General features: G+C 46.7%; 19 protein-coding genes and 1 pseudogene. 11 read left to right on the top strand and 9 right to left on the bottom strand.

From position 1 onward, the window contains the following. The first annotated feature begins 163 nt into the window (after window positions 1–163). The gene (locus RB297_RS24490; protein ID WP_096776278.1) at window positions 164–640 is read left to right on the top strand and encodes a MarR family winged helix-turn-helix transcriptional regulator; all 477 of its coding nucleotides are present in this window, start codon (window positions 164–166) and stop codon (window positions 638–640) included. 158 nt (window positions 641–798) lie between these two features. Here RB297_RS24490 and RB297_RS24495 read toward each other — a convergent pair whose 3' ends face one another. Genes RB297_RS24495 through RB297_RS24505 form a run of 3 tightly spaced genes read right to left on the bottom strand, consistent with a single transcriptional unit; the run spans window position 799 to window position 3,553 of the window. Then, entirely contained in the window at window positions 799–1,230 is a 432-nt protein-coding gene (locus tag RB297_RS24495; protein WP_162939091.1) for an SRPBCC family protein, read from the bottom strand. A 34-nt stretch (window positions 1,231–1,264) separates the two neighbouring features. Continuing rightward, complete coding sequence (locus tag RB297_RS24500) at window positions 1,265–2,896, bottom strand: FAD-dependent monooxygenase (protein WP_176502523.1); 1,632 nt, start codon at window positions 2,894–2,896, stop codon at window positions 1,265–1,267. Between the two features lie 18 nt (window positions 2,897–2,914). After that, complete coding sequence (locus tag RB297_RS24505; protein ID WP_096776692.1) at window positions 2,915–3,553, bottom strand: PadR family transcriptional regulator; 639 nt, start codon at window positions 3,551–3,553, stop codon at window positions 2,915–2,917. 175 nt (window positions 3,554–3,728) lie between these two features. Here RB297_RS24505 and RB297_RS24510 point away from each other — a divergent pair, with 175 nt between their 5' ends. Then, a complete protein-coding gene (locus RB297_RS24510) occupies window positions 3,729–4,061 on the top strand; it encodes a DUF2961 domain-containing protein (protein WP_375121765.1) in 333 nt (110 codons plus the stop codon). Between the two features lie 579 nt (window positions 4,062–4,640). After that, window positions 4,641–5,060 (top strand): annotated as a pseudogene (locus RB297_RS24515) (cupin domain-containing protein); the annotation flags it as partial. Window positions 5,061–5,833: 773 nt separating this feature from the next. Here the strand turns inward: RB297_RS24515 and ilvB are convergent. Both ilvB and RB297_RS24525 read right to left on the bottom strand, forming a co-directional pair. After that, window positions 5,834–7,546 (bottom strand): biosynthetic-type acetolactate synthase large subunit, encoded by a 1,713-nt coding sequence (gene ilvB / locus RB297_RS24520; protein WP_375121766.1) that lies wholly within the window; start codon window positions 7,544–7,546, stop codon window positions 5,834–5,836. An 883-nt stretch (window positions 7,547–8,429) separates the two neighbouring features. Beyond that, on the bottom strand, window positions 8,430–9,041 hold the full coding sequence (locus tag RB297_RS24525; RefSeq protein WP_096776282.1) for a TetR/AcrR family transcriptional regulator: 612 nt from the start codon (window positions 9,039–9,041) through the stop codon (window positions 8,430–8,432). A 150-nt stretch (window positions 9,042–9,191) separates the two neighbouring features. On the opposite strand from RB297_RS24525, the gene RB297_RS24530 reads away from it, so the two are divergent. Continuing rightward, window positions 9,192–10,478 (top strand): FAD-dependent oxidoreductase, encoded by a 1,287-nt coding sequence (locus tag RB297_RS24530; RefSeq protein ID WP_375121693.1) that lies wholly within the window; start codon window positions 9,192–9,194, stop codon window positions 10,476–10,478. Here RB297_RS24530 and RB297_RS24535 read toward each other — a convergent pair. Beyond that, entirely contained in the window at window positions 10,475–10,963 is a 489-nt protein-coding gene (locus RB297_RS24535) for an SDR family NAD(P)-dependent oxidoreductase (protein ID WP_375121694.1), read from the bottom strand. The genes RB297_RS24530 and RB297_RS24535 overlap by 4 nt on opposite strands. 187 nt (window positions 10,964–11,150) lie before the next feature. Between RB297_RS24535 and RB297_RS24540 the strand changes: the two genes are divergently transcribed. Further along, window positions 11,151–11,999: a helix-turn-helix domain-containing protein gene (locus RB297_RS24540; RefSeq protein ID WP_375121767.1), complete on the top strand. Its 849-nt coding sequence runs from the start codon at window positions 11,151–11,153 to the stop codon at window positions 11,997–11,999. A gap of 96 nt (window positions 12,000–12,095) precedes the next feature. Further along, a complete protein-coding gene (locus RB297_RS24545; RefSeq protein WP_375121695.1) occupies window positions 12,096–12,968 on the top strand; it encodes an SDR family oxidoreductase in 873 nt (290 codons plus the stop codon). Between the two features lie 205 nt (window positions 12,969–13,173). Here the strand turns inward: RB297_RS24545 and RB297_RS24550 are convergent, their stop codons facing one another. Beyond that, window positions 13,174–14,052, bottom strand: a complete 879-nt coding sequence (locus RB297_RS24550) for a helix-turn-helix transcriptional regulator (RefSeq protein WP_375121696.1) — start codon at window positions 14,050–14,052, stop codon at window positions 13,174–13,176. Window positions 14,053–14,244: 192 nt separating this feature from the next. Here RB297_RS24550 and RB297_RS24555 point away from each other — a divergent pair, with 192 nt between their 5' ends. Both RB297_RS24555 and RB297_RS24560 read left to right on the top strand, forming a co-directional pair. After that, a complete protein-coding gene (locus RB297_RS24555; RefSeq protein ID WP_096776287.1) occupies window positions 14,245–14,814 on the top strand; it encodes an NADPH-dependent FMN reductase in 570 nt (189 codons plus the stop codon). A 23-nt stretch (window positions 14,815–14,837) separates the two neighbouring features. Further along, on the top strand, window positions 14,838–15,140 hold the full coding sequence (locus RB297_RS24560) for a Dabb family protein (protein WP_375121697.1): 303 nt from the start codon (window positions 14,838–14,840) through the stop codon (window positions 15,138–15,140). A gap of 206 nt (window positions 15,141–15,346) precedes the next feature. Here RB297_RS24560 and RB297_RS24565 read toward each other — a convergent pair whose 3' ends face one another. Then, window positions 15,347–15,829, bottom strand: a complete 483-nt coding sequence (locus RB297_RS24565) for a MarR family transcriptional regulator (RefSeq protein WP_375121698.1) — start codon at window positions 15,827–15,829, stop codon at window positions 15,347–15,349. Window positions 15,830–15,959: 130 nt separating this feature from the next. On the opposite strand from RB297_RS24565, the gene RB297_RS24570 reads away from it, so the two are divergent. After that, a complete protein-coding gene (locus tag RB297_RS24570; protein ID WP_375121699.1) occupies window positions 15,960–16,517 on the top strand; it encodes a RidA family protein in 558 nt (185 codons plus the stop codon). 24 nt (window positions 16,518–16,541) lie between these two features. Continuing rightward, entirely contained in the window at window positions 16,542–18,041 is a 1,500-nt protein-coding gene (locus RB297_RS24575) for a monooxygenase (RefSeq protein ID WP_375121700.1), read from the top strand. A 407-nt stretch (window positions 18,042–18,448) separates the two neighbouring features. On the opposite strand, the gene RB297_RS24580 is transcribed toward RB297_RS24575, so the two are convergent. Then, on the bottom strand, window positions 18,449–18,994 hold the full coding sequence (locus RB297_RS24580; RefSeq protein WP_096776293.1) for a helix-turn-helix domain-containing protein: 546 nt from the start codon (window positions 18,992–18,994) through the stop codon (window positions 18,449–18,451). 321 nt (window positions 18,995–19,315) lie between these two features. Between RB297_RS24580 and RB297_RS24585 the strand changes: the two genes are divergently transcribed. Continuing rightward, on the top strand, window positions 19,316–20,212 hold the full coding sequence (locus RB297_RS24585; RefSeq protein ID WP_096776294.1) for an MBL fold metallo-hydrolase: 897 nt from the start codon (window positions 19,316–19,318) through the stop codon (window positions 20,210–20,212). The last annotated feature ends 27 nt before the right edge of the window (window positions 20,213–20,239 follow it).

Here is a 20,239-nt window from a genome sequence, read left to right on the forward strand (position 1 = left end):
GATATATTTCATGATATCAATCAGTCGTTACCTTTACCTCGGTCTTAAGGCTGATTAAGAGTTCTTAAACTTTTAGTTCTGACTGCCCCAACGTATATCGCTCAGTGAATGGATCCTCTATGCTATACTTTATGTATCGAGATAAATTAAAGGGGAATGTATTATGCGACCGACACAATCAGACCTTCATCTGTCACTTTTAGAAGCTTCCAAGCAGTTATCCACTCAAACTATCATGTTTCATCAGGCGATAGCTGGGCATCTTGGCCTTAACATTACAGATCATAAGTGCTTAGATTTGATTCTAAGCAGAGGAAGAGCCACTGCAGGACATCTAGCAGAGTGGACGGGACTAACCACAGGTGCTATTACAAGCGTGCTAAATCGCTTAGAAAGAGCGGGCTATATCCGCCGGACGAAGGACCCTAACGATCTCAGAGTGGTCTATGCCGAGCCGCTCTATTCGCAATTGCATACGATTAAAAAAGCATTCACTCCGTTAAACGATGCCATGCTTGAACTCTACTCAAAGTACAGTCAAGAGGAGTTACAGACCATACTCGATTACTTGATTCTCTCCTGTCAATCTCTTCGAAAGCTTACCGACGACCTTCGTAAACCAACTATAGAGAATCAGTAAAGCCGATGTCGTTAGTCCAACCCCATTTATCTTAATCATTAAGATAAATGGGGTGATGAGGTATTTCTATTAGAAATTTAGAACTAATTTTAGTCCTAGACTTAGCATGCTATGCTGAAGCCTAAACCACTCTTGCACTGCAGCAGACCGTATGGATGTTAACCCTCAAGGACAGCTTTTAAGCCAGCAGCTGTTTGCCGCTGCTCTTTCTTCATCGATTGACGCATGAAAAATTCAGCTACCTTCGGAACGTTGTCAACTTGAATTGAGAAATGAACACGGCAAGATTGATCTGAGATCGGCTCAATACGATAGCTTTCGCGAAACGATTGTTTTTCATCAGGAACTGTCTCCATCGTTAACAATTGATCCTGAACAAGCTCGGTCACGATCATGTTTTTTTCGCTCTTGAAGCCTGAGTATTTTCCACTTTCAAAATACTTGGTCCCCAACTGAGCAGGTCCTTCAGGAGTAACTCGAGTCTCCATAATGCCTTTAATCCAGGAAGGTCTCCCCTTTAAATCAACGAGGCGTGAAAAAACGATAGATGCGGGATAATCATAGATTTCGGTATATTCAAATTTAAGCATAATTATTATTCCTTTCGTTTTTGATGTAGTTGATTTAACGAAAAAGGATTGTCGACAGAGCATTGGTTAACATTTTTTCCATTTCCCCCTTATTCTCCCCAGTACCCGGTTTTCGCCATCCGATATACCCGTCTGGCCGCACGAGAACAGCCCCTGTGGAAGTTATACCGTATGCATCAAGAAAATCGTTCCCAGGATTGTTGAAATCAGCATTATGCCCATCAACCTGATAAATATCTATCGGGAAACGTAGCGTATCTTTAACATGTTTAGCAGCCTCCACCCAGTTTTTTCTGTCTGATCCAACAAGTAACACAAATCGAGAACCAAACAGATCGATGGAGGAAAGCCGCTGACCGTTACGTTCCAAAACGACGTGCGCAGCGCGGCTTCCTGGCTGACCCGTCCACGACTCTGGCTGTTGTACAAGGGGGAGGTTCTGCCCGTCTCCATCCGGTATGAATGCGCCGTCTGGATAGCGATAACCCATATTGACATGTAGGGTGTTTACCGTAATTCCATCCGTTCCTTCATGTTCGCGCTGCTGGGAGAGCATGACGACCTGTTCCACGGTGTAATCCGCTATAGGCCGGCGCTCCATGTCGTAAGTGGCAAGCAAGTCCTCGCCAGCTTCACCGCGCAACACGGCAGCCAGCTTCCAAGCGAGGTTGTGTGCCTCGGCAATGCCGGTATTGCCTCCCAAGCCGCCGCTGGGAGGTTGAACTCGTGCGGCATCACCAACGATAAATATACGGTCTTGCTGGAAGCGATCAGCTACGCGAGCAGCCATTTCCCAGGTTAATACCTTCTTGAACTTGACTGGAATGTCAGGGATTCCGATAGCTGCCCTTACTAATGCAATACATCGCTCTTCTGGGTAATCGTCAATCGTTTCTTCCTCCGGATCATAGATCACATCCAATCGGTATACATGAGGCCGTCTGTTTGTGCCGGGATACAAGACAAGGCTTCCGCTTGCGTCTTCATTAGCGAAGAAACACATATGTGCATTCTGGTTCTTGAAGAGATCATGGATGTCCGCCTCGAAAATGACGCTGATCAGATGAAAAAGTGTCCCCTCTCCATGCTGCCCGATTCCTAAAGCTGCACGGATACCACTTTTGCCTCCGTCGGCTCCAACCATATACTCGGATCGAATTTGGCGTGTTTTGCCGTTGGTGCGATCCCGAATGGTCGCCGAGATACCATGCTCATCTGCTTCGAATCCGATCATTTCCGTGTTGTATCGAAGATCGGCACCTGCTTGTTCAGCCTTCATCCGAAGCACAGGCTCAAGTAAATCTTGTGCAATGCCGTTTCCTTCAACAGGACTGGCATCCGTAAAATATGCGCTCATATCTTCCATCAGATTCTCGAATACTTCCCCGGCCAGACTCTCGACAAACATGATACCGAATTCCCGTGGAAAAGGTGGTTCTTCATGGCGTATCTCCTCTTCAACTCCGGCAGAGCGAAAGATTTCCATCGTGCGGGCAGTCAAGCTTGAGACGCGCGGATGGATGGCCGTGCCCGGATGGCGTTCGACGACTATTGACTTTATCCCTTGTTTAGCCAGAAACAGGGAAAGGGATAGACCTACGAGACTCCCCCCCACAATAAGCACAGGTACCGTTTCGTCAATCGTTGTGGAATTTAACGGATTCATTATGACCATGTCCTTTCGTTATTCAATTTCTTTTTCATCTAATCGGTTATCGATTGACTCATTTCTCTTGCGCAGCTCCTCCATGCTCCATGTCAGCCTTCGGGCTTCAATATCAACAATGACGGATTGGATCCATCCGATTTCAGCTTCAAGCACAGCTTGTTGATACTCGCTTTCCAACAAAAACAGCCTCGGCAGTCTTAGCGTAGCTCCTTTCTGAAACTGATCTTTGAGCCGAGCAAGTGTGTTCTCTAGCGCTTTGACCCGTTGTTTGAACAGGAGAGCCACATCTTCGGGCGTGAGCAGCGCCAGAAAAGAAACAGCAGCGGGAAATTCCAAAAACTCCTGTGCCGGTGTAGAAATCATTTCACGAATCCAAGTATAGGCAGCTTCATGGCCCAGATCCGTAATTTCATAAACAACCAAGTCCGGTCTCCCTTCGTTCTTTTTCTTACCGTGAATGGCAATGGCCTTGTCTCGATGTAACCGTTCAATCGTTTGGTAAATACTTGCTCGATGGCGAACGTTAATGACCTCGTCCTTCTCCCTTTCTTTAATTAACTGTTGCATACGATACGGATGCATAGGCTCCTCAATAAGGAAACAAAGGATGGCTAAAGCGACAGGTGATTTTTTGATATTGGTTATCATAGTCATAATATAACTAGTAATAATATAACGTGTCAACAGAAGAATCGTTAAAAAAAGGCGCCCATTAAGTTGATCGATTGTAAAACCATGAAAATCATAGTATATCCCGTGCTACATTTTCGGACCTCTTGGGACTTAGGCCCGGGAGCCAACAAAAAACAGGTAAATCCCTTACGCCAACATATCGCGTTACTGGTATGGTGCAGGGAAAGTGAAATTTTATCTCGACGGCTACCAAGAATGCGGGACTGGTGCGGAGGTTTTCTTCAGTGGTGCTCGGAGCTTCGTGAGATACGCTAACGATAACCCGGTACATGAACAAACCTACTCCACTCCCTTTATGGGTTTCCCACACTTCCAAGTAACAGACAATACGAGACCGCATATTTACAATGGAGCTACTTGTCCGATGCGCGGCTTCTATCGTTGGCATATTCTTGACTCCATATTGTTTGAAGAGGATTACGTGTGTCAACGTACAGTTCGCGCATGCTCCGCGTCGACGATTAACTAAGCGGCCAAACCGGCGTGAATCACTTATTATCCCGGGGCTATCAGAATTTGGTCACATTGACTTATTCGCATGATCAAGTCCCGGATTCGATGATCGACTGAACGGAGCCAGCAAGGCTTTGCTGAATAGCGGCAAATTTAACGACGGTGATTACAGGGAAAATGACAGAAGCTTTGCGGATACGATCCTTTAGTTAATTGGTCCAAAACAAACAGCTGCCGCAAGCGTTGTTAATTTCATCTCAAGGGCACCCAGAGTTAATCTCAGTTTCTTCATAATTTGGGATCACTAATTGGCCGCCCTTAAAAACAACAATTGCTGGCCCTTTAATCCACTTTTCAAAACAATTCCAGTGAACTTGTAAGATTTCGACTAAACACTGATATAAACACGATTGCAGCTACATTAGTCAGGATATATTCCTTTCCCTTCACGTACCATTTACTTTTTCATTTTGTGCAGTGTTTATTATGTTGATTTCTACTGTAACGACTATAGGAACGAGTTCAGAGAAACAAACCTCTCTCCCTATGTAAAAAGAAAAATCGTTGGTTCCACTATCCTCATTTTAGAACCGTTAAATTAGGAGATTATGAGCGAAGACCATTTGTTGTGAACATCGACCAAGCCGCTAAGCAAAACAATACTTACCGCACAGCTCTATGGACCGGGGAACAATTACAAGTTACTCTTATGAGTATTAATGCTGGAGATGATATCGGTTTAGAAGTACATCCGACAACGGATCAATTCATACGTGTTGAAGAAGGAGAGGGACTTGTCCAAATGGGTGATAGCAAAGATAAATTAGATTTTCAAAAAATAGCATATGATGACTATGCCATTATGATACCCGCGGGAAAATGGCACAATGTTATCAATATGGGTAATATACCGCTTAAAATTTATGTTATTTATGCCCCACCTGAGCATCCATATGGTACAGTTCATGAAACAAAATCAATTGCCATGTCAGCGGAAGAAAACCACCAATTCTAATTAATTGAGTGAGAGGATATTATTAGAATGAAATTGTGTTTTAACTATTGATATGTTAGTCGTCAAAAACAGCGGGGAACTAAGACAATATTGTAAATAAGCCTTAATTCCCTGCTGCTTTAATTTTAATGGAGCTGTCTAAGCACACTTACAATAATAAATCATGTACTGATAGGTCAAAGGTCAATTTTGCGACGGGCAACCACTTCCTTCTCGTGCTTTTAACCTCAGACTACATCAACGGGATCGAAACCAATTCCAATATAAAAGGAAGATCGTTAACATTTGCAAGCCATTTCGTAAGTGAAGCATCCATATCCGATTCCGTTGTGGACTACATTGCTAGACGTCTTCCCTTAAGAGTTGAGTGTTACGCTGAACGTGAACAGACAGAAGCATAAGCGCCTTGACGAATGTAAACTTCCATGATAGCTGTGTGGCGGATGCTAAAACTAAACAACGAATAAAAGTTTCAGTTCATAATCAGTATTGCCTACAGGCAATCACGCCGCTCCGCGGCACCTTGACCTCGTACACAGCGATAGTAATAGAATGGATGTGAATTTCCATATCGCAGCCCTCATAAAAAAGTAATAGCTGACCCTTGAAATCGAAAAAGCGAAAGCCATGAACGAGAAAATAATGTCCAGACTTTCGCTTTTTCATTGAACGTTAATGTTATCCGTTAAATTATACCCATAAAAAGTATTAAGCAATGGTGTACATGAGTATGCCTCCCTCCTTTAAACAGATTCTTTATCTCTTCAGCGCAATTATTCGTCGTACCCTAGAATCATTTGGTCCAGCGGCGTGCCAGCAAGCACCATTGGGTACACATTCTCGTTGGTCGGGATGACGAACTCGACGAGCACAGGTCCTGTCGTCTGCAGCGCTTCTAACCAGACCTTGGAGGCTTCGTCCTTGTTCGTTGCCCTTAATCCCTTGATCCCGTATGCTTCCGCTAGCTTGACGAAGTCCGGACTGCCGGACAGATCAATCTGGCTGTAGCGTCGTTCGTACATCAATTCCTGCTGCTGCTTAACCATGCCTAGCACCTGGTTGTTCAAGACCACGATCTTGACCGGAATCTGATGAATCGCGCAGATCGCCATCTCCTGCGCGCACATCTGCATGCCCCCGTCGCCGTTGATCGAGACGACGAGACGATCTGGATTTCCGACTTTAGCGCCGATCGCGGCCGGGAAGCCAAAGCCCATCGTGCCAAGACCGCCCGACGTGATGAGCGAGCGAGGATGCTTGAAGCGGTAAAACTGCGCGGTCCACATTTGGTGCTGGCCTACATCGGTGGTGATGATCGCCTCTCCTTGCGTCGTCTCGCTAATCATCTCGAGCACATATTGCGGCTTAATGACTGTATCCGAATCGGTATACCGAAGCGGATGCTGCACCTTATACTCTTGAAGCTGCTCAAACCAGGTGCCCGTCTGGGCTGCTTGCGCTTTCGTGTTCGCATAAGCCAGCACGTTTTTAATATCGCCGATGCATGCGAGATCTGTCTTGACGTTCTTGCCGATTTCCGCAGGATCGATATCGATATGGGCGATACGTTTGGCCAGAGGCGCAAACCCGTCCAGCTTCATCGTGACCCGGTCATCGAAACGCGAGCCGATCGAAATAATGAGATCCGCATTCTGCACCGCCATGTTCGCCGCATATACGCCATGATGTCCGAGCATGCCCAGCCACATCTCGTCATCGCTTGGAAACCCGCCGAGGCCGAGCAGAGTGGTCGCGACCGGAATCCGCGTAGTGTGGACGAATTTGATCAGCTCCTGGGAGGAGTTCGCATAGACAACGCCGCCGCCTGCGATAATAACCGGCTTGCGCGCTTCCGCAATCGCCTGAAGCAGCGCATCTATTTCCGCCGGATTCGGTTCCGGGGCTCCATGGTATCCGCGCAACCGAACCGTGTCCGCTGGACGATATGCCATCCGCTGGTTGGTCACGTCTTTTGGAATATCGATCAAGACAGGACCTTTGCGGCCCGTGTTCGCGATGTAGAACGCTTCATGAATGATGCGAGGAAGGTCGTGTACACCGCGAACCATGTAGCTGTGCTTCGTAATCGGCATCGTGATGCTAATGATGTCCGCTTCCTGAAAAGCATCCGTGCCCATGACATTCGTAGATACGTTCCCCGTTATGATCACCAGCGGTACCGAATCCATATAGGCGGTTGCAATCCCGGTCACCAGATTTGTTGCGCCTGGACCGGATGTCGCGATGCATACCCCAACCTTCCCCGTTGACCTGGCGTAGCCGTCCGCCGCGTGGATCGCGCCTTGTTCGTGTCGGGTCAAGATATGCTTGAAATCTGGCTGATGTACCATCGCGTCATAGATATAGAGCACATTTCCTCCAGGATAACCGAATACGCACTCTACGCCTTCCTGCAGCAAGCCGCGCAAAAGCACCTCCGAACCGGTGATATATTCCTCTGATGGCGTCGTTGTTTCATTCGTCATTCCTAATTGCTGTTCCACTTGGGCAGCCTCCTTTGCAAAATACTCCCCCTCTCCTCCTGAGCAAACTGACAGCGGTCAGCTCATACAGGGACGAAAGGGGATTTTTTCGCGGTACCACCCAAGTTCGCTGCACCCTCGCGAATGCAGCCTCATGAGGTAAGGCCGATGCCTTACCTGCGGCGCGTTAACGAGCACCATTTCGGTTAAGCCTACTTGCGGGACAGAAAAAGACCAGCCGCGCTTTCGGTTAACAGCTCCGAGACGACACCATACAAAGGGTTAAGGCAAAGGTTTCAGCGTTTCCTCTGCTCTCTGGGCATAACCGCCCTTGCCGGCTTTCTCTTCATCGCCTGTTGGTATTAAACAAATAACCCCTTCCTTCCCAAGGCTCATAGAAATGCTAGAAGCCTTGGGACGAAAGGGGAATCGCGGTACCACCCAGGTTTACTGCAACCTCGCAATTGCAGTCTCATGAGGTAAAGCCGATGCTTTACCTGCAGCATGTTAACGGATGCCAGGCCGGTTGATCCTACTTGCGGGCGTGTAATCACGCCTTCCGCGTTCGGTCAACAGCTCCGAGACGACACTATACATGCGTTACGACGGAGGTTTCAGCAAACCCTCCGCTCTCTGGACATAAACGCTATTGCATAGCCTTCTCTTCTTCGCTATGTTTGGATTTTTCTGATAATAGCACAGACTCGACTTTTTTTCAAACCGAATGATTTATCTCACCTCAAAGTGAGGCAACAGCAACTAGATCAAGTTATCCTGCCCATAAGCAGAGCGAGGTCGCCGATCGATCCACTGTAACCTCGTCGTGTTGTATTTATTGAGTTCTAGTCCCCGTTAAGTTTAACCTCTTCATGCTTCAGATGAGTATTCACGGTTTCGAAAAATATAAAATTGCCGGCAACACCACATGATCAACAATCTCTTCCAATTTCTGATGCGACACCCATCCATTTTCAAGCAAAAACGTATAACGAATTTGCTCAAAAAGAATGAGTTTGGTCGCTTTAGGTGGGAGCTTTGTGATTTCTCCCCGCTGTACGGCCTGTTGAAGAACGTAATCCATAATCTTAATATTGGAAGCCGTTGCTTCGGCCAACATCTGGCTTGTCCGTTCTCGCTCCTGCTGGTTAATCATCTCGGAAAACAGCATTTTAAATAATCTAAACGGTCCTTGGTCGGACTCCAAAATAAAATGCTGACCAACAGATACTAAATAATCACGGAGACTGCCTTCGTCAAAATCCAAATTCTTGAATTTCTCTTCCGATTGTTGCATCCGTTGTTGGACAGCTGCAAACACTAAATCAAACGGAGTATCCCAATAACGATAAACCACCGAACGACTGGTATTCGCCTCACGAGCAATACGCGCAAAATTAATCGCGCTGTACCCTTCCGTCTCCAGCAGACGATACGTTGCTGCATAAATATCGTTTTGTAATTGGTCGCCGCGGCGGCGGCTTTTATTTGATTCCGTCATCACTCTTTCTCTCCTTGTACGTTCATTATACAGCAAACTGTATCTTAAATAAATAAGATTCACTTATGTATCTAATTGACTTTTTAAGATACACTGATGTATCCTAATTATAAAATAAGATACAGTTATGTATTTAAAGGAGAGGTAATCATGAAAGTTATTGTTTTAGGAGCATCGCACGGGGGTACTGAAGCGGTTGAAGCGTTACGATTGATGTGTAAGAATGCGAACGTTCAATGGTATGACAAAGGAGACTTCTCCTCCATTTCAGCCAAGGATCTTGAATCCATTCAACAACAAGGAGTATCCATCTTCGGCAACACTGAAATAACTAAAGTAGAACCTGGCAAACATCAAGTGGAAATATTCAATCATGCGACAGGGGAGACGCGAAAGGAGGATTATGACAAGTTAATTATAAGTCCTGGTGCAAAGCCATTTATTCTTCCTGTCCCTGGACATCATTTAAAAAACATCGGTACGATGAGCAGTCGACAAGACATATTCAATATGAGAAAACACGCTGCAGATCCAGATATCAAGAACGTTGTTATTGTTGGCGCAGGATACATTGGGACTGGTGCAGCTTCATTATTTGCCGAATCAGGGAAAAAGGTTACGTTAATGGACATCAACGATCGTCCTTTAAGCTCCTATTTAGATCAAGAATTTACGGATGTACTTGAAAAAGAAATGAAAGATCGCGATGTCGATTTGGCACTGGGCAACTCGATCATCGAATTTGTCGGTGATGAAAATGATAAAGTCATCAAGGTTGTAACTAAAAAAGGGACCTATTCAGCTGACCTGGCCATCTTGTCTGCCGGCAATCGTCCCAACACGGAATGGTTGCGAGGCGCAGTGGAATTATTGCCGGATGGCAGAATTAAAACAGATGAATACATGCGTACAAGTGATCCCGATGTTTTCGCCATTGGGGATGCAACAACGGTTTGGTACAATCCCGGTAAAATGCGGATGAATGTTTCATTAGGAACCAACGCGCGTCGTCAAGCACATTATGCAGTAAAAAACTTATACGAAGCCATTCACCCGCTTCCTGGCGTACAAGGCTCTTCAGGTGCGCATATTTTCGATTATTACTTCGCTACAGCTGGTTTGAATGATAAAACGGCAAAAAAGCTTGGAATTGAAATAAAATCCGTCTACTTGGAACAAGGGACAGCCCTGTTTTCTCCGGAGACGACCGTTATGTTCAAACTGGTTTACGATCCAACAACTTTAGAGATTTTAGGGGGACAAATCATGTCTAAAGTTGATTTGACTGCTAATATCAATACGGTCTCCCTTGCGATTCAAACCGGATGCACATTAGAACAATTGGCCTATGCCGACTTCTTCTTTCAGCCAGAATTAAACACACCATGGAATGTAATAAATACGGCAGGATTAAAAGCATTACTACAAGAGAATTAATGTAACCGACTTTCATTTCGCATCCACGTGGATGTAGAAAGGGAGAGATTTTGGCCCGCCCCCATTTCCTCGCTTACGACCGCATCGAAAAACCCCGTCTCGGTTGCACCCGGGCACAGTGCGAGCACTCGAACGCCTCGCCCGCGCGTTTCCGCCCATAACACCTCAGAGAAGGACAATACAAATGCTTTTGTAGCCCCGTGAACGGTAGAATAAGCACAAGGCATAAACACGGCTATCGAAGCCACGTTAACGATGACTCCGTTCTCTCGCCTCAGCATATCGGGCAGCAACGAATGCGTAAGATCGACTAGCGCAGCCGTGTTCAGCATAATCTCTTCTTGCTCGCGCTCCGTGTCTATTTCCTCGAAACGGCCATATGTGCCCACGCCTGCGTTGTTGATGAGGATATATCGACCGAAAAGCCCAGTTCGGATATATGTTCGGCCAGTTGACGCGGGGCATTCGCTTTGATACTTGTTCAAGAAAAAGACCTCCTATTTAGCACTTCTCTGACATAAATTATCTTCATAGTACTCTCGTTATGGTTCTCTTTTGTAGAAACGGCATTCAACAGAGACTATAATAATCATGTATAGAGTGCTTTTGGTCTATTTGGTTAATAGCGATATGTATCTTCCATATGAGTAAATAGAGGTGACCCACTTGAAAATGAATCGTTCCTCATCCGCATTGGGTGACTTCCTTAAATCGCGCAGAGAACGGTTGCAGCCTTCAGAGGCCGGGATTCAGCCGCTGCCCGGACGAAGACGCACTCCGGGACTTCGAAGAGAAGAAGTCTCTTATCTTGCCAATATAAGCGTGACTTACTATGCCTGGCTGGAGCAAGGCAAGGAGGTTAATCCTTCGCCGGAAGTGCTGCTAAGTATCAGCAAAGCGCTTCAGCTTGACGAAGACGAGCAGAAGCATCTATTCGATCTGGCCAATGTAGATGTGGCGAGCGTCGTCACAGTGCCAAATAACGGTGGGCCGGACACGGGAGTTCTGCAGAAAATCGTAAATCAACTGCATTATCCTTCTTTTATCACAGACGAAGGTACGGATGTTATCGCCTGGAATCGGGCGGCTGAACTCATCGTAGCCGATTTCGGCAGTCTGCCGGACAACGAACGGAATATGATGGACATTATGTTTTTAAAGCCGGATTACCGCAGCAGACTGGTGAATTGGGAAGGCGCTGCCCGTTATTCTGTAGCCGTTCTGCGGGCAGGCTTCGATCTTTACAAGAACAACCCGTCATATATGGAACGGTTTGAGCGCTTGATGCGGGAAAGCGTGGAGTTCGTACATTTCTGGGAGCTATATGAAATCAAACAAAAACGCGTAGCCACCGCTTTATTCCGTGTTCCTGACGCACAGGAGATGGAGTTCGAGCTCCATTCCGCGGCTGTAATCGATAATGACCCGGGACTGCACTGGTGTTTCTTTGTTCCGGTGCCCGGTTCAGGCACGGAGGAGAGATTATTGCGTTTACTTGAGCAGGACAGGCAGCTACCGTAGACTGTTACTCCCGTTAATAGAATAGACGTGCTGTGGCTAGCATCCTCCAGTTGCTTGTATGATTCAGTGGAAGACAACGATTGGAGGGTATTTAGCATGCAAACATGGTTCATTACAGGAGCGTCAGGAGGCTTGGCCTCACGTATAACTCGCCGGTTGCTTGATAGGGGGGACCGTGTAGCTGCAACGGTACGCAAGCCGGGGGTGCTGGATGATCTGCAGGCACAGTATGGCTCTGGGCTTTGGCAGGCTAATTTAGATCTGACAAACTCTCGGCAAATTGCTGAAGTGGTGGAACGTGCATTTTTAGAACTGGGCACGATCGATGTGTTTGTCAATAATGCAGCCTATGGCTTGTATGGCGCAGTGGAAGAAGCAAGCGACAGGCAAATTGAGCATCAGTTTATGACCAATGTGCTTGGCTCCCTGCGTGCAGCGCGTGCAGTCCTGCCCTTTTTCCGTAAGCAGGGCGGCGGTCACATGGTACAGATTTCGAGTATGGCGGGTCATTATTCTATTCCGGGTATGGGACTGTATTGCTCTTCGAAATGGGCGGTCGAAGGCGCCTTTGAAGCGCTAGCTAAGGAAGTGGCTCCGTTCAATATTAAGACCACTATGGTGGAGCCCGGCGGAATCCGAACGAATTTCATTACAAGCAACGCCGTATTCGGCGAGCGGATGGACGAATACCGGGATACGGAGGCGGGCCAATTCGTTAGACTGATGAAGGGAGAACTGCCTGGTATAGATATGAGCATGTTCAATCAAATGGTTGTCGGCGATCCGGATAAAATGGCGCAGCAGATTATCCGCCGAGTCGACCAGGGAGAGGGTCCGATACGTATGGCGTTGGGCAGTGACGCCTATGAGCAAATCCGGGCAGCCCTGCTGGACAGACTCGCCGCTCTGGAAGCACAGAAAGAGCTGGCTTACTCCACTGATTCAGATGATGTGGTAAAACCATTTTAAAGGACACCAAAGAATTCGACATCCACGGAAACTGATATGCTCCTCTGAAGTAGCCGGTTTATTTATTAAACCGGCTACTCAGAGGAGCATATTTATTACTTGCCGTTATTTGCGATACAGTTCTCCGTTTCACCATAGAGCGAAATGATTAGACATCCGCTCGTCTTGATTCATGCCGAATAAGACTTCTGATTGCCTTCCTATACTAAACTCTTGAAGAAGATTCGAGCTGCTCTGAATGCTGGCTCTGATAATCGATAAGCAGTTGCTGCATCTTATCCACCGTGCCATCTGGATGAGGAACATGAATGGAAACGGTCAAATTAGAATCGTTCAAGTAATGAAATGAAACCAGATCAAAATTCAAGATCCCGAGATTCGGACAATGCAGCGTCTTAGGAGCATCCATAGCATCGAGAACCTCGTGGGAATCCCAAAATGCTCGAAACTCCCTGCTAGCCTGTGAAAGCGCCTCGAACTGCTCGGACCACCAAGGATCGTCGATGTGACGAGCATACCCGGCATGAAAATTAGCAACGATTCGCCTGGCATGCAGTTCCCATTGGTCTCCCTTTAGATAGCGGAAACGGGGAGAAGTAAAGGTCATCCATACCAAATTACGCTCCCTTTCCGACATAACCGCGAGATTCCCATTTATTGCGCAGTAGGCATCATTCCAGGCAATGATGTTCATGCGCGCATCCATGACATTCGCAGGGGAAAGGTTCTGGCTATCCAAAAAACGTTGAAGCTCCGGCGTTACCTTAGAGGGTTGCTTCGTACCGGTCAAGGGAAATTGTTTACGGGCAAGATGGTACAGATGCTTGCGTTCCGACTCATCTAACCGAAGCACCTTCGCTATTCGATCAAGGACCTCAGCGGATACGTTGATATGACGCCCTTGTTCCAAATAGGTAAACCAATCCAATCCCACGTCTGCCAGCAGAGCTACCTCGCTGCGGCGAAGTCCGGGTGTTCGTCTGCGTCCGGAATCCGGCACCCCTGCTTGCTCTGGGGTTATTCGTTCACGGCGTGAACGCAAAAAACGGGACAATTCCTCATAACGGTCCAATCTGTTGGCCATGTTCTCCATACCTCCTACCTATTATGAACGTAGGATTCCCAATCCTACGATAACTAGATCTCTTCCTAGGCTCTTCGAGTCCATTTAGACTAGTTTATGTCCTCCTTAGGAGGAATAGCAAGAATGGATAGACAGTGATGATCGGCCCCACCTGCTCAACTCCATTCAGACCCTATCATTGAGGTGATGAAAATGAAAATAGCCGCCATAGTCGGAAGCATTCGCAAAGATTCATACAACCAGAAGTTAGCCCGTTATATTCAAAACCGTTATCAGCATCTTTTTCAATTGGATGTGCTGAGCATTCGGGGTCTCCCCTTTTACGATCAGGATATCGAGTCTATTCCGCCGCAGCCGGTTATCGATTTTAAGGCGCAAGTCGCTGCTGCCGACGCGGTGTTGTGGATCACTCCGGAATATAATTCGACCATTCCCGGCGTCATGGTGAACGCGATCGACTGGTTATCCCGCGTGGATCGAGTCATGATCGGGAAGCCCTCATGGATCGCCGGATCTTCCATGGGATTGTTGGGATCGGTCAAAGCGCAGGGCCATCTGCGTGACATTCTGTTCGCATCCGGTATTTCCTCGCCGCTGTTGCCTGGAAATGAAGTGTACATTGGTCTTGTTCATGAGAAGTTTAACGAGAAGGGTGAGCTGACTGATGAACCTACCATTCAGTACCTTGATCTTGTAACCGACAATTTCGTGAAATGGATGAAGGAGCTCTCCCAATTGAAGCAGCTCCAAAGTCAAAAATAAACGGAAACCTTGGAGGGAGTAAGATGTTTGAGCATATCGTGCTATTGAAATTCAAGCCCGATGTTTCTATTGAAGTAAAAGAAAGTGCAATAAAGCGCGCACATGACTTTAAAGGGAACATTCCGGGGATCGTGGAACTTAGCGCAGGGATTAACGTTACGGAGGAAATAGAGCATATGCAGGGGTTTACGCTGGGAATCAGAGTCACTTTCGAGAATCAACAGGCTTGCCGGGAGTATATTCAGCACCCCCTGCATCAAGGATTATTGCAATCCATTGGCCCGTTTGTTGAAGGAATCGTCGTTATGGATTACCCGTTTGCTTAATGTTCCCGACACTTGTCATGCTGAAGCATGGCATCTCCGGGAGCACCACAGGTATCCAGGACATCATCCGCCACCTCGAAAAGTCGCATACCGCTCGAATGTCGGGAACGCTCTTCCGATTTACCTCCAATATTTGATTTGTTGTAACCGCCACAGTTGTAACTTCGCTGATTACAACTCGTGTATAAAAAAGCCCGCATCGAGCTTTAATTATTGCGATAGAAGTCAACCATATCTCCAAACAGCCGTTTAATAAATTCGAGCTCGCTTTCGTTATATCTTTCCAAAAATTCGTACATTCTTTGCTTTTCCTTCGCATGAAGCTCATCATGAGTGGCAAACAGCTTTTTGCCGACAGGCGTTAGCCGAAAATACACTTCCTTTTTGTTGTCGTTGAACTGGGCTTTTCGCACCCAACCTGCCTTTAGTAGTTTATTTGCGATCTTGGAGGTATTTCCTTTACTTAAATTTATTCTCTCCGCGATGGAAGTGAGATTGATCGGCTCCTGCTCTCCGATGCACGCAATGGTGTGCAGTTCCGTCATATTCAAGCTGAATTCCGATTCAATGTGCTTCCGGATATCCTCCAGGTATGTGGCAGTTATTCGAGTTTCATATTGCTCTTTTTGCTCAAGAAACTGAACGAAAAATTCATGAATGGCGGTTTTGTTCTTACTGGCAGTATCCATGATTATGCTGGCTCCTCGACTTATTTGTTTTATTATATCACAGATTGTTCTCTGGGAAACAAACGGTCATACTTATATTGATATGAGTTGACAGGATAATGAGCAAACAATTACAATAAGATTGTTTCATATGAAACAAAAATTATATATAATTTTTATCACACTTGTTTTAACAAGCAATAAAAAAGGTTCTAACGAAACAATAATGGATGAAGGAGGTTGCTGGAAACACTTATCCACTTTTCAAGAGAAGATGTATAAATATGGAAATGGAGCATACCTGCCTATGGAAATCGTGAATCCGAAGACATTGACGGATAAGGTTACATCTGTCATTTCTCATGTCGTGGTAACTACTGCCTCCAAACTGGCCTTCATCTCAGGTCAGGTTTCTGTAGATGAAACAGGAGCATTGGTCGGTTCAGGGGACTATTACGCGCAAGCGATTCAAGTGTTCACCAATCTTAAGTATGCATTGGAAGCCGTGCGAGCGGATCCATTGTACATTGTAAAAATGAATATTTTTGTGGTAAACCACAACCCGGAATTGATTTCGATTATTTTTGACGCAGGATTTCAGGTGTTTGGCCCTAACTGGCCGAAAACAGCAAGTACCTATATAGGCGTTCAAGCACTAGCCGATCCTGAATGGCTTATCGAAATAGACGCTATCGTGATCTTCCCATAATGTTTAAGAAAAGAGGTTATTGATATGAAATATGAAGTCATCCTTATCGGTGGCGGTCCTGTCGGCATGATGTTGGCTGGGGAATTGGCATTAGCCGGCGTAAAGGTCTGCGTCATTGAGCGATTAAAAGAGACAACTCCATATTCACGTGCGCTTACCGTACATCCGCGAACCCTTGAAATATTAGATATGCGTGGATTGAAATCACAATTAATCAGTCTAGGCCGCTTACTTTCGAGAGGACATTTTGCCGGATTAGATACCCCTTTGGATTTCTCGGTGTTGGATTCCTCTTCCAATCACACCCTCTTTTTACCGCAGAGTGAGACGGAGAAGGTGCTGGAGGATTGGGCGCTTAGCCTTGGCGCAGAGGTCTGGAGAGAGGTTGAGGCTCTATCTGTGCACCAGGATGAGGAAAGGGTTGACGTTAAGATCGCGGGACCTCGTGGCGAAACAACGTTAAGATCGGCTTATGTGGTAGGCACGGATGGAGCTAGAAGTTTGGTTCGCAAACAGGCAAATATATCATTTGAAGGTACAAATGCGACCTTCACGGCGATTCTGGGGGATGCCGTTCTGTCTGATTTGGCTCCTATGAGTGTCATATCCCGGATTACAGAAAAAGGATTGGTCAGCATCATGCCAATCAATGATCATATCTATCGAGTCTTGATGATCGATATGGAGAGACGTAACATCTCTAAGGATGAGACCGTTACATTGGAAGAGTTTCGTTCATCGCTCATCCGTACGACCGGAAGCGACTTGGGATTGAACGATGTGAAATGGATGTCCCGTTTCGGAAATGCTACGCGGCAAGCGGGACGCTATCGGAATGGTCGATTGTTCTTGGCCGGAGATTCGGCGCACATTCATTTTCCCGCTGGTGGACAGGGAATGAACGTCGGCTTACAAGAAGCGATGAACTTAGGTTGGAAGCTTGCAGGAGCAATCAAAGGCTGGGCTCCGGACTGGCTATTGGACAGTTATCATGCCGAACGTTTCCCATGGAATACGGCCTTGCTCCGGAATACCGAGGTCCAAACCCTGCTTCTGGACGTGACTCCTCCCATCACGGAACTGCGAAGCATGCTGTCTGATCTGATTCAAATACCGGAGGCTAATTATCAAATCGCTGCACAGATTTCCGCCATGGATGTACATTATGCACCCGACGCCGAAGCGCCTTCCCATCCTTTAAACGGGAAACGGTTCAAGGATCTCAGCTTAAAGCTGAAAGATGGACGATTGATGAACGCCTATCCGCTCCTGCACAAAGGTACTTTTCTTCTGTTGCATTTCCATTCTAATGAGCAGCATAGCGGTCAATGGGAAACGTATAGCAACCTTCAAGTTGTACATGCCTCTTTGGCTGAGGCTGACGCGGATTGGAACGACGTCCACACGGCGCTGATTCGGCCGGATGGACATATTGCCTGGGCGATTTCTCTATCCGATCCGAATCCAATGCAAACCATAAATGAAGGAATCACTCGCTGGTGCGGAAACATTACGGATAAGTAATTCGTTTGAGGTGTGTAATGCCTCCCCCTTACCCAGCTACGGCAAGGTCTGTTTATGATTGAAAACAAGTACCGTCCATTATATCAATGGAATCAAGTTCTTATTCTCAGGCTGAGATAAAACTTGATTCCATAATTCCTCTACGTTATGGCTATCTTGGTTTTGAGGACAGCTCTAGTGGAAACGCACCGCCAGTTCATTTTCGATGCCGTATCCCATTGCAGGAATGTCAGTATAAAGAAAGATGACGGTTCAGTCGGCTGGATATTCGAATCTTCAAGGCCAGCGCATGATACGGCTCAGCTTAACGTGGCCATCGGCGAAAAATACTAAAGGGGGTCCCTTCCGCTGTTTTTTTATAAATGATCCTCTGCGGTTCGTACAGATGTACCTCCAATTCCGTTCCGTCAAAAAGTAGGCGGAGTAGCAACCGCTATTAGCAGCGTTTCGCCTTCCCAAATATTCTTATAACTATGGGGGATTCTGGCATCATAATAGATGCTGTCCCCTTCTTCGAGCGTGTAACGTTCATTGCCCAGCATAAACTCCAAACGCCCGGAGTGGACAAATAGAAATTCCTCGCCATCGCTATGGCCGACGCCGATGTCGCCGTAAGCCGCTCCTTCTTCCAACACTCCCCATATCGGTCCCATTCGGTTGCTGCTTCCTTGACTGAGCGCGTACCAGGTAATACGGGAACCTTCGGAATGCACCAAAGGTTTGCGCTCGTTTTTCCTAACGACAATGCTTCGTTTCTCCTCGCCGAACAAATCGGTAAAATTCACGTTTAATGCATTCGCTATGCGCTTCAGAACACTGATGGACGGATTCGCCTTATCGCGTTCAATTTCACTAAGAAAAGATAAGGATACAGAGGCTGCTTGAGCTACCTTCTTGAGCGTTAATTTCTGTTTTTTTCGCGTGCTTCGAATGGCTTCGCCGATCGAATTCATATGCAAGCCTCCTAAAGTTTCGATGCGATTTCGCTGTCGGCGAAATTTATAACTTTATAATAGGCGTAAACATGAGCAATATCAAGCCCTTTCACTATGGCGGAATTACGGTGTAAAAACGTTGATTTGGCGCCATTATTGGACTACCATTTAATTAAGGTTGACGAACGAATCTTACCCGGGTATCTGAGCACCGTTCATTTCAACAGAATTATTTTCATTTACAGCGAAATTCTCATGGATAATAAGAAACGAAACACATTGATGCACCTTGTTATCCGGATTAAAGAGATATGCAGAAGGACGAAAGGAGTTAAAAGAATGACCGCTAATATTCCCAAGGTCTATCGAGTCGGTGATGTTACCGTGACGCGTGTCACGGAGATGATGCTTGACGGTATTCCGCCGGAAGTATATTTTCCGGGATCGTGGAACCCGCTGTTCCTGGAGGAGAATCGGAACTCTCTTCCGGCTGGCCTGATCGATGGCAATTCTCAGCTTATCGTCAGCATTGGAACGTGGGTGGTGAAAACCCCGAAGCATACGATCCTTATCGATACGGCTACAGGAAACGATAAAAACTTGCCTTTAAATCCCGATCTCGCCAATCTCCAGCTCCCCTATCTCGAGCGGCTAAAAGAGGCTGGGGTTACACCGGAGGAAGTGGACTACGTTCTGCTGACGCATCTGCATGTGGACCACGTCGGCTGGAATACAAAGCTTGTGGATGGAAAATGGGTACCGACCTTCCCCAATGCCAAATACGTATTTCCCCTCGCAGAGCAGCAATATTACTCCAGCGAGGCCAGCCACAATGAGGCAAACGAAGCAAACTTTAACGTTTACGAAGAAAGCGTATTGCCTGTTGTTGAAGCCGGCTTAACGCAGACCATTGGCCCTGAGGGCGGGGAATTCCTTGATCTATTCACATTCATTCCGACACCCGGCCACAGCATCGGCCAAATGTCTATCCGTCTTAAATCCGGCGAAGAAGAAGCTTTATTCGGCGCCGATGTGATGCATCATCCGTTTCAGGTCTATAATCCGGAATGGAATTCCATGTACTGCGAATTTTCCGATCAAGCGCGTGTTTCACGGCTCAGGGTGCTGGAGCTCATCACGGATCGCCCGGTCATTTATTTCAGTACGCATTTCCCCGGAAGTGCGGCGGGGTACGTGACTCGCAGCGGGGGCAAGTATAAGTGGAACTTTATTTAATACAGCCTGATAACAAAATCCAATACG

The organism is Paenibacillus sp. CR_12, from assembly GCF_041953985.1.
In the GTDB taxonomy this organism is placed as follows: domain Bacteria; phylum Bacillota; class Bacilli; order Paenibacillales; family Paenibacillaceae; genus Paenibacillus_AQ; species Paenibacillus_AQ lautus_A.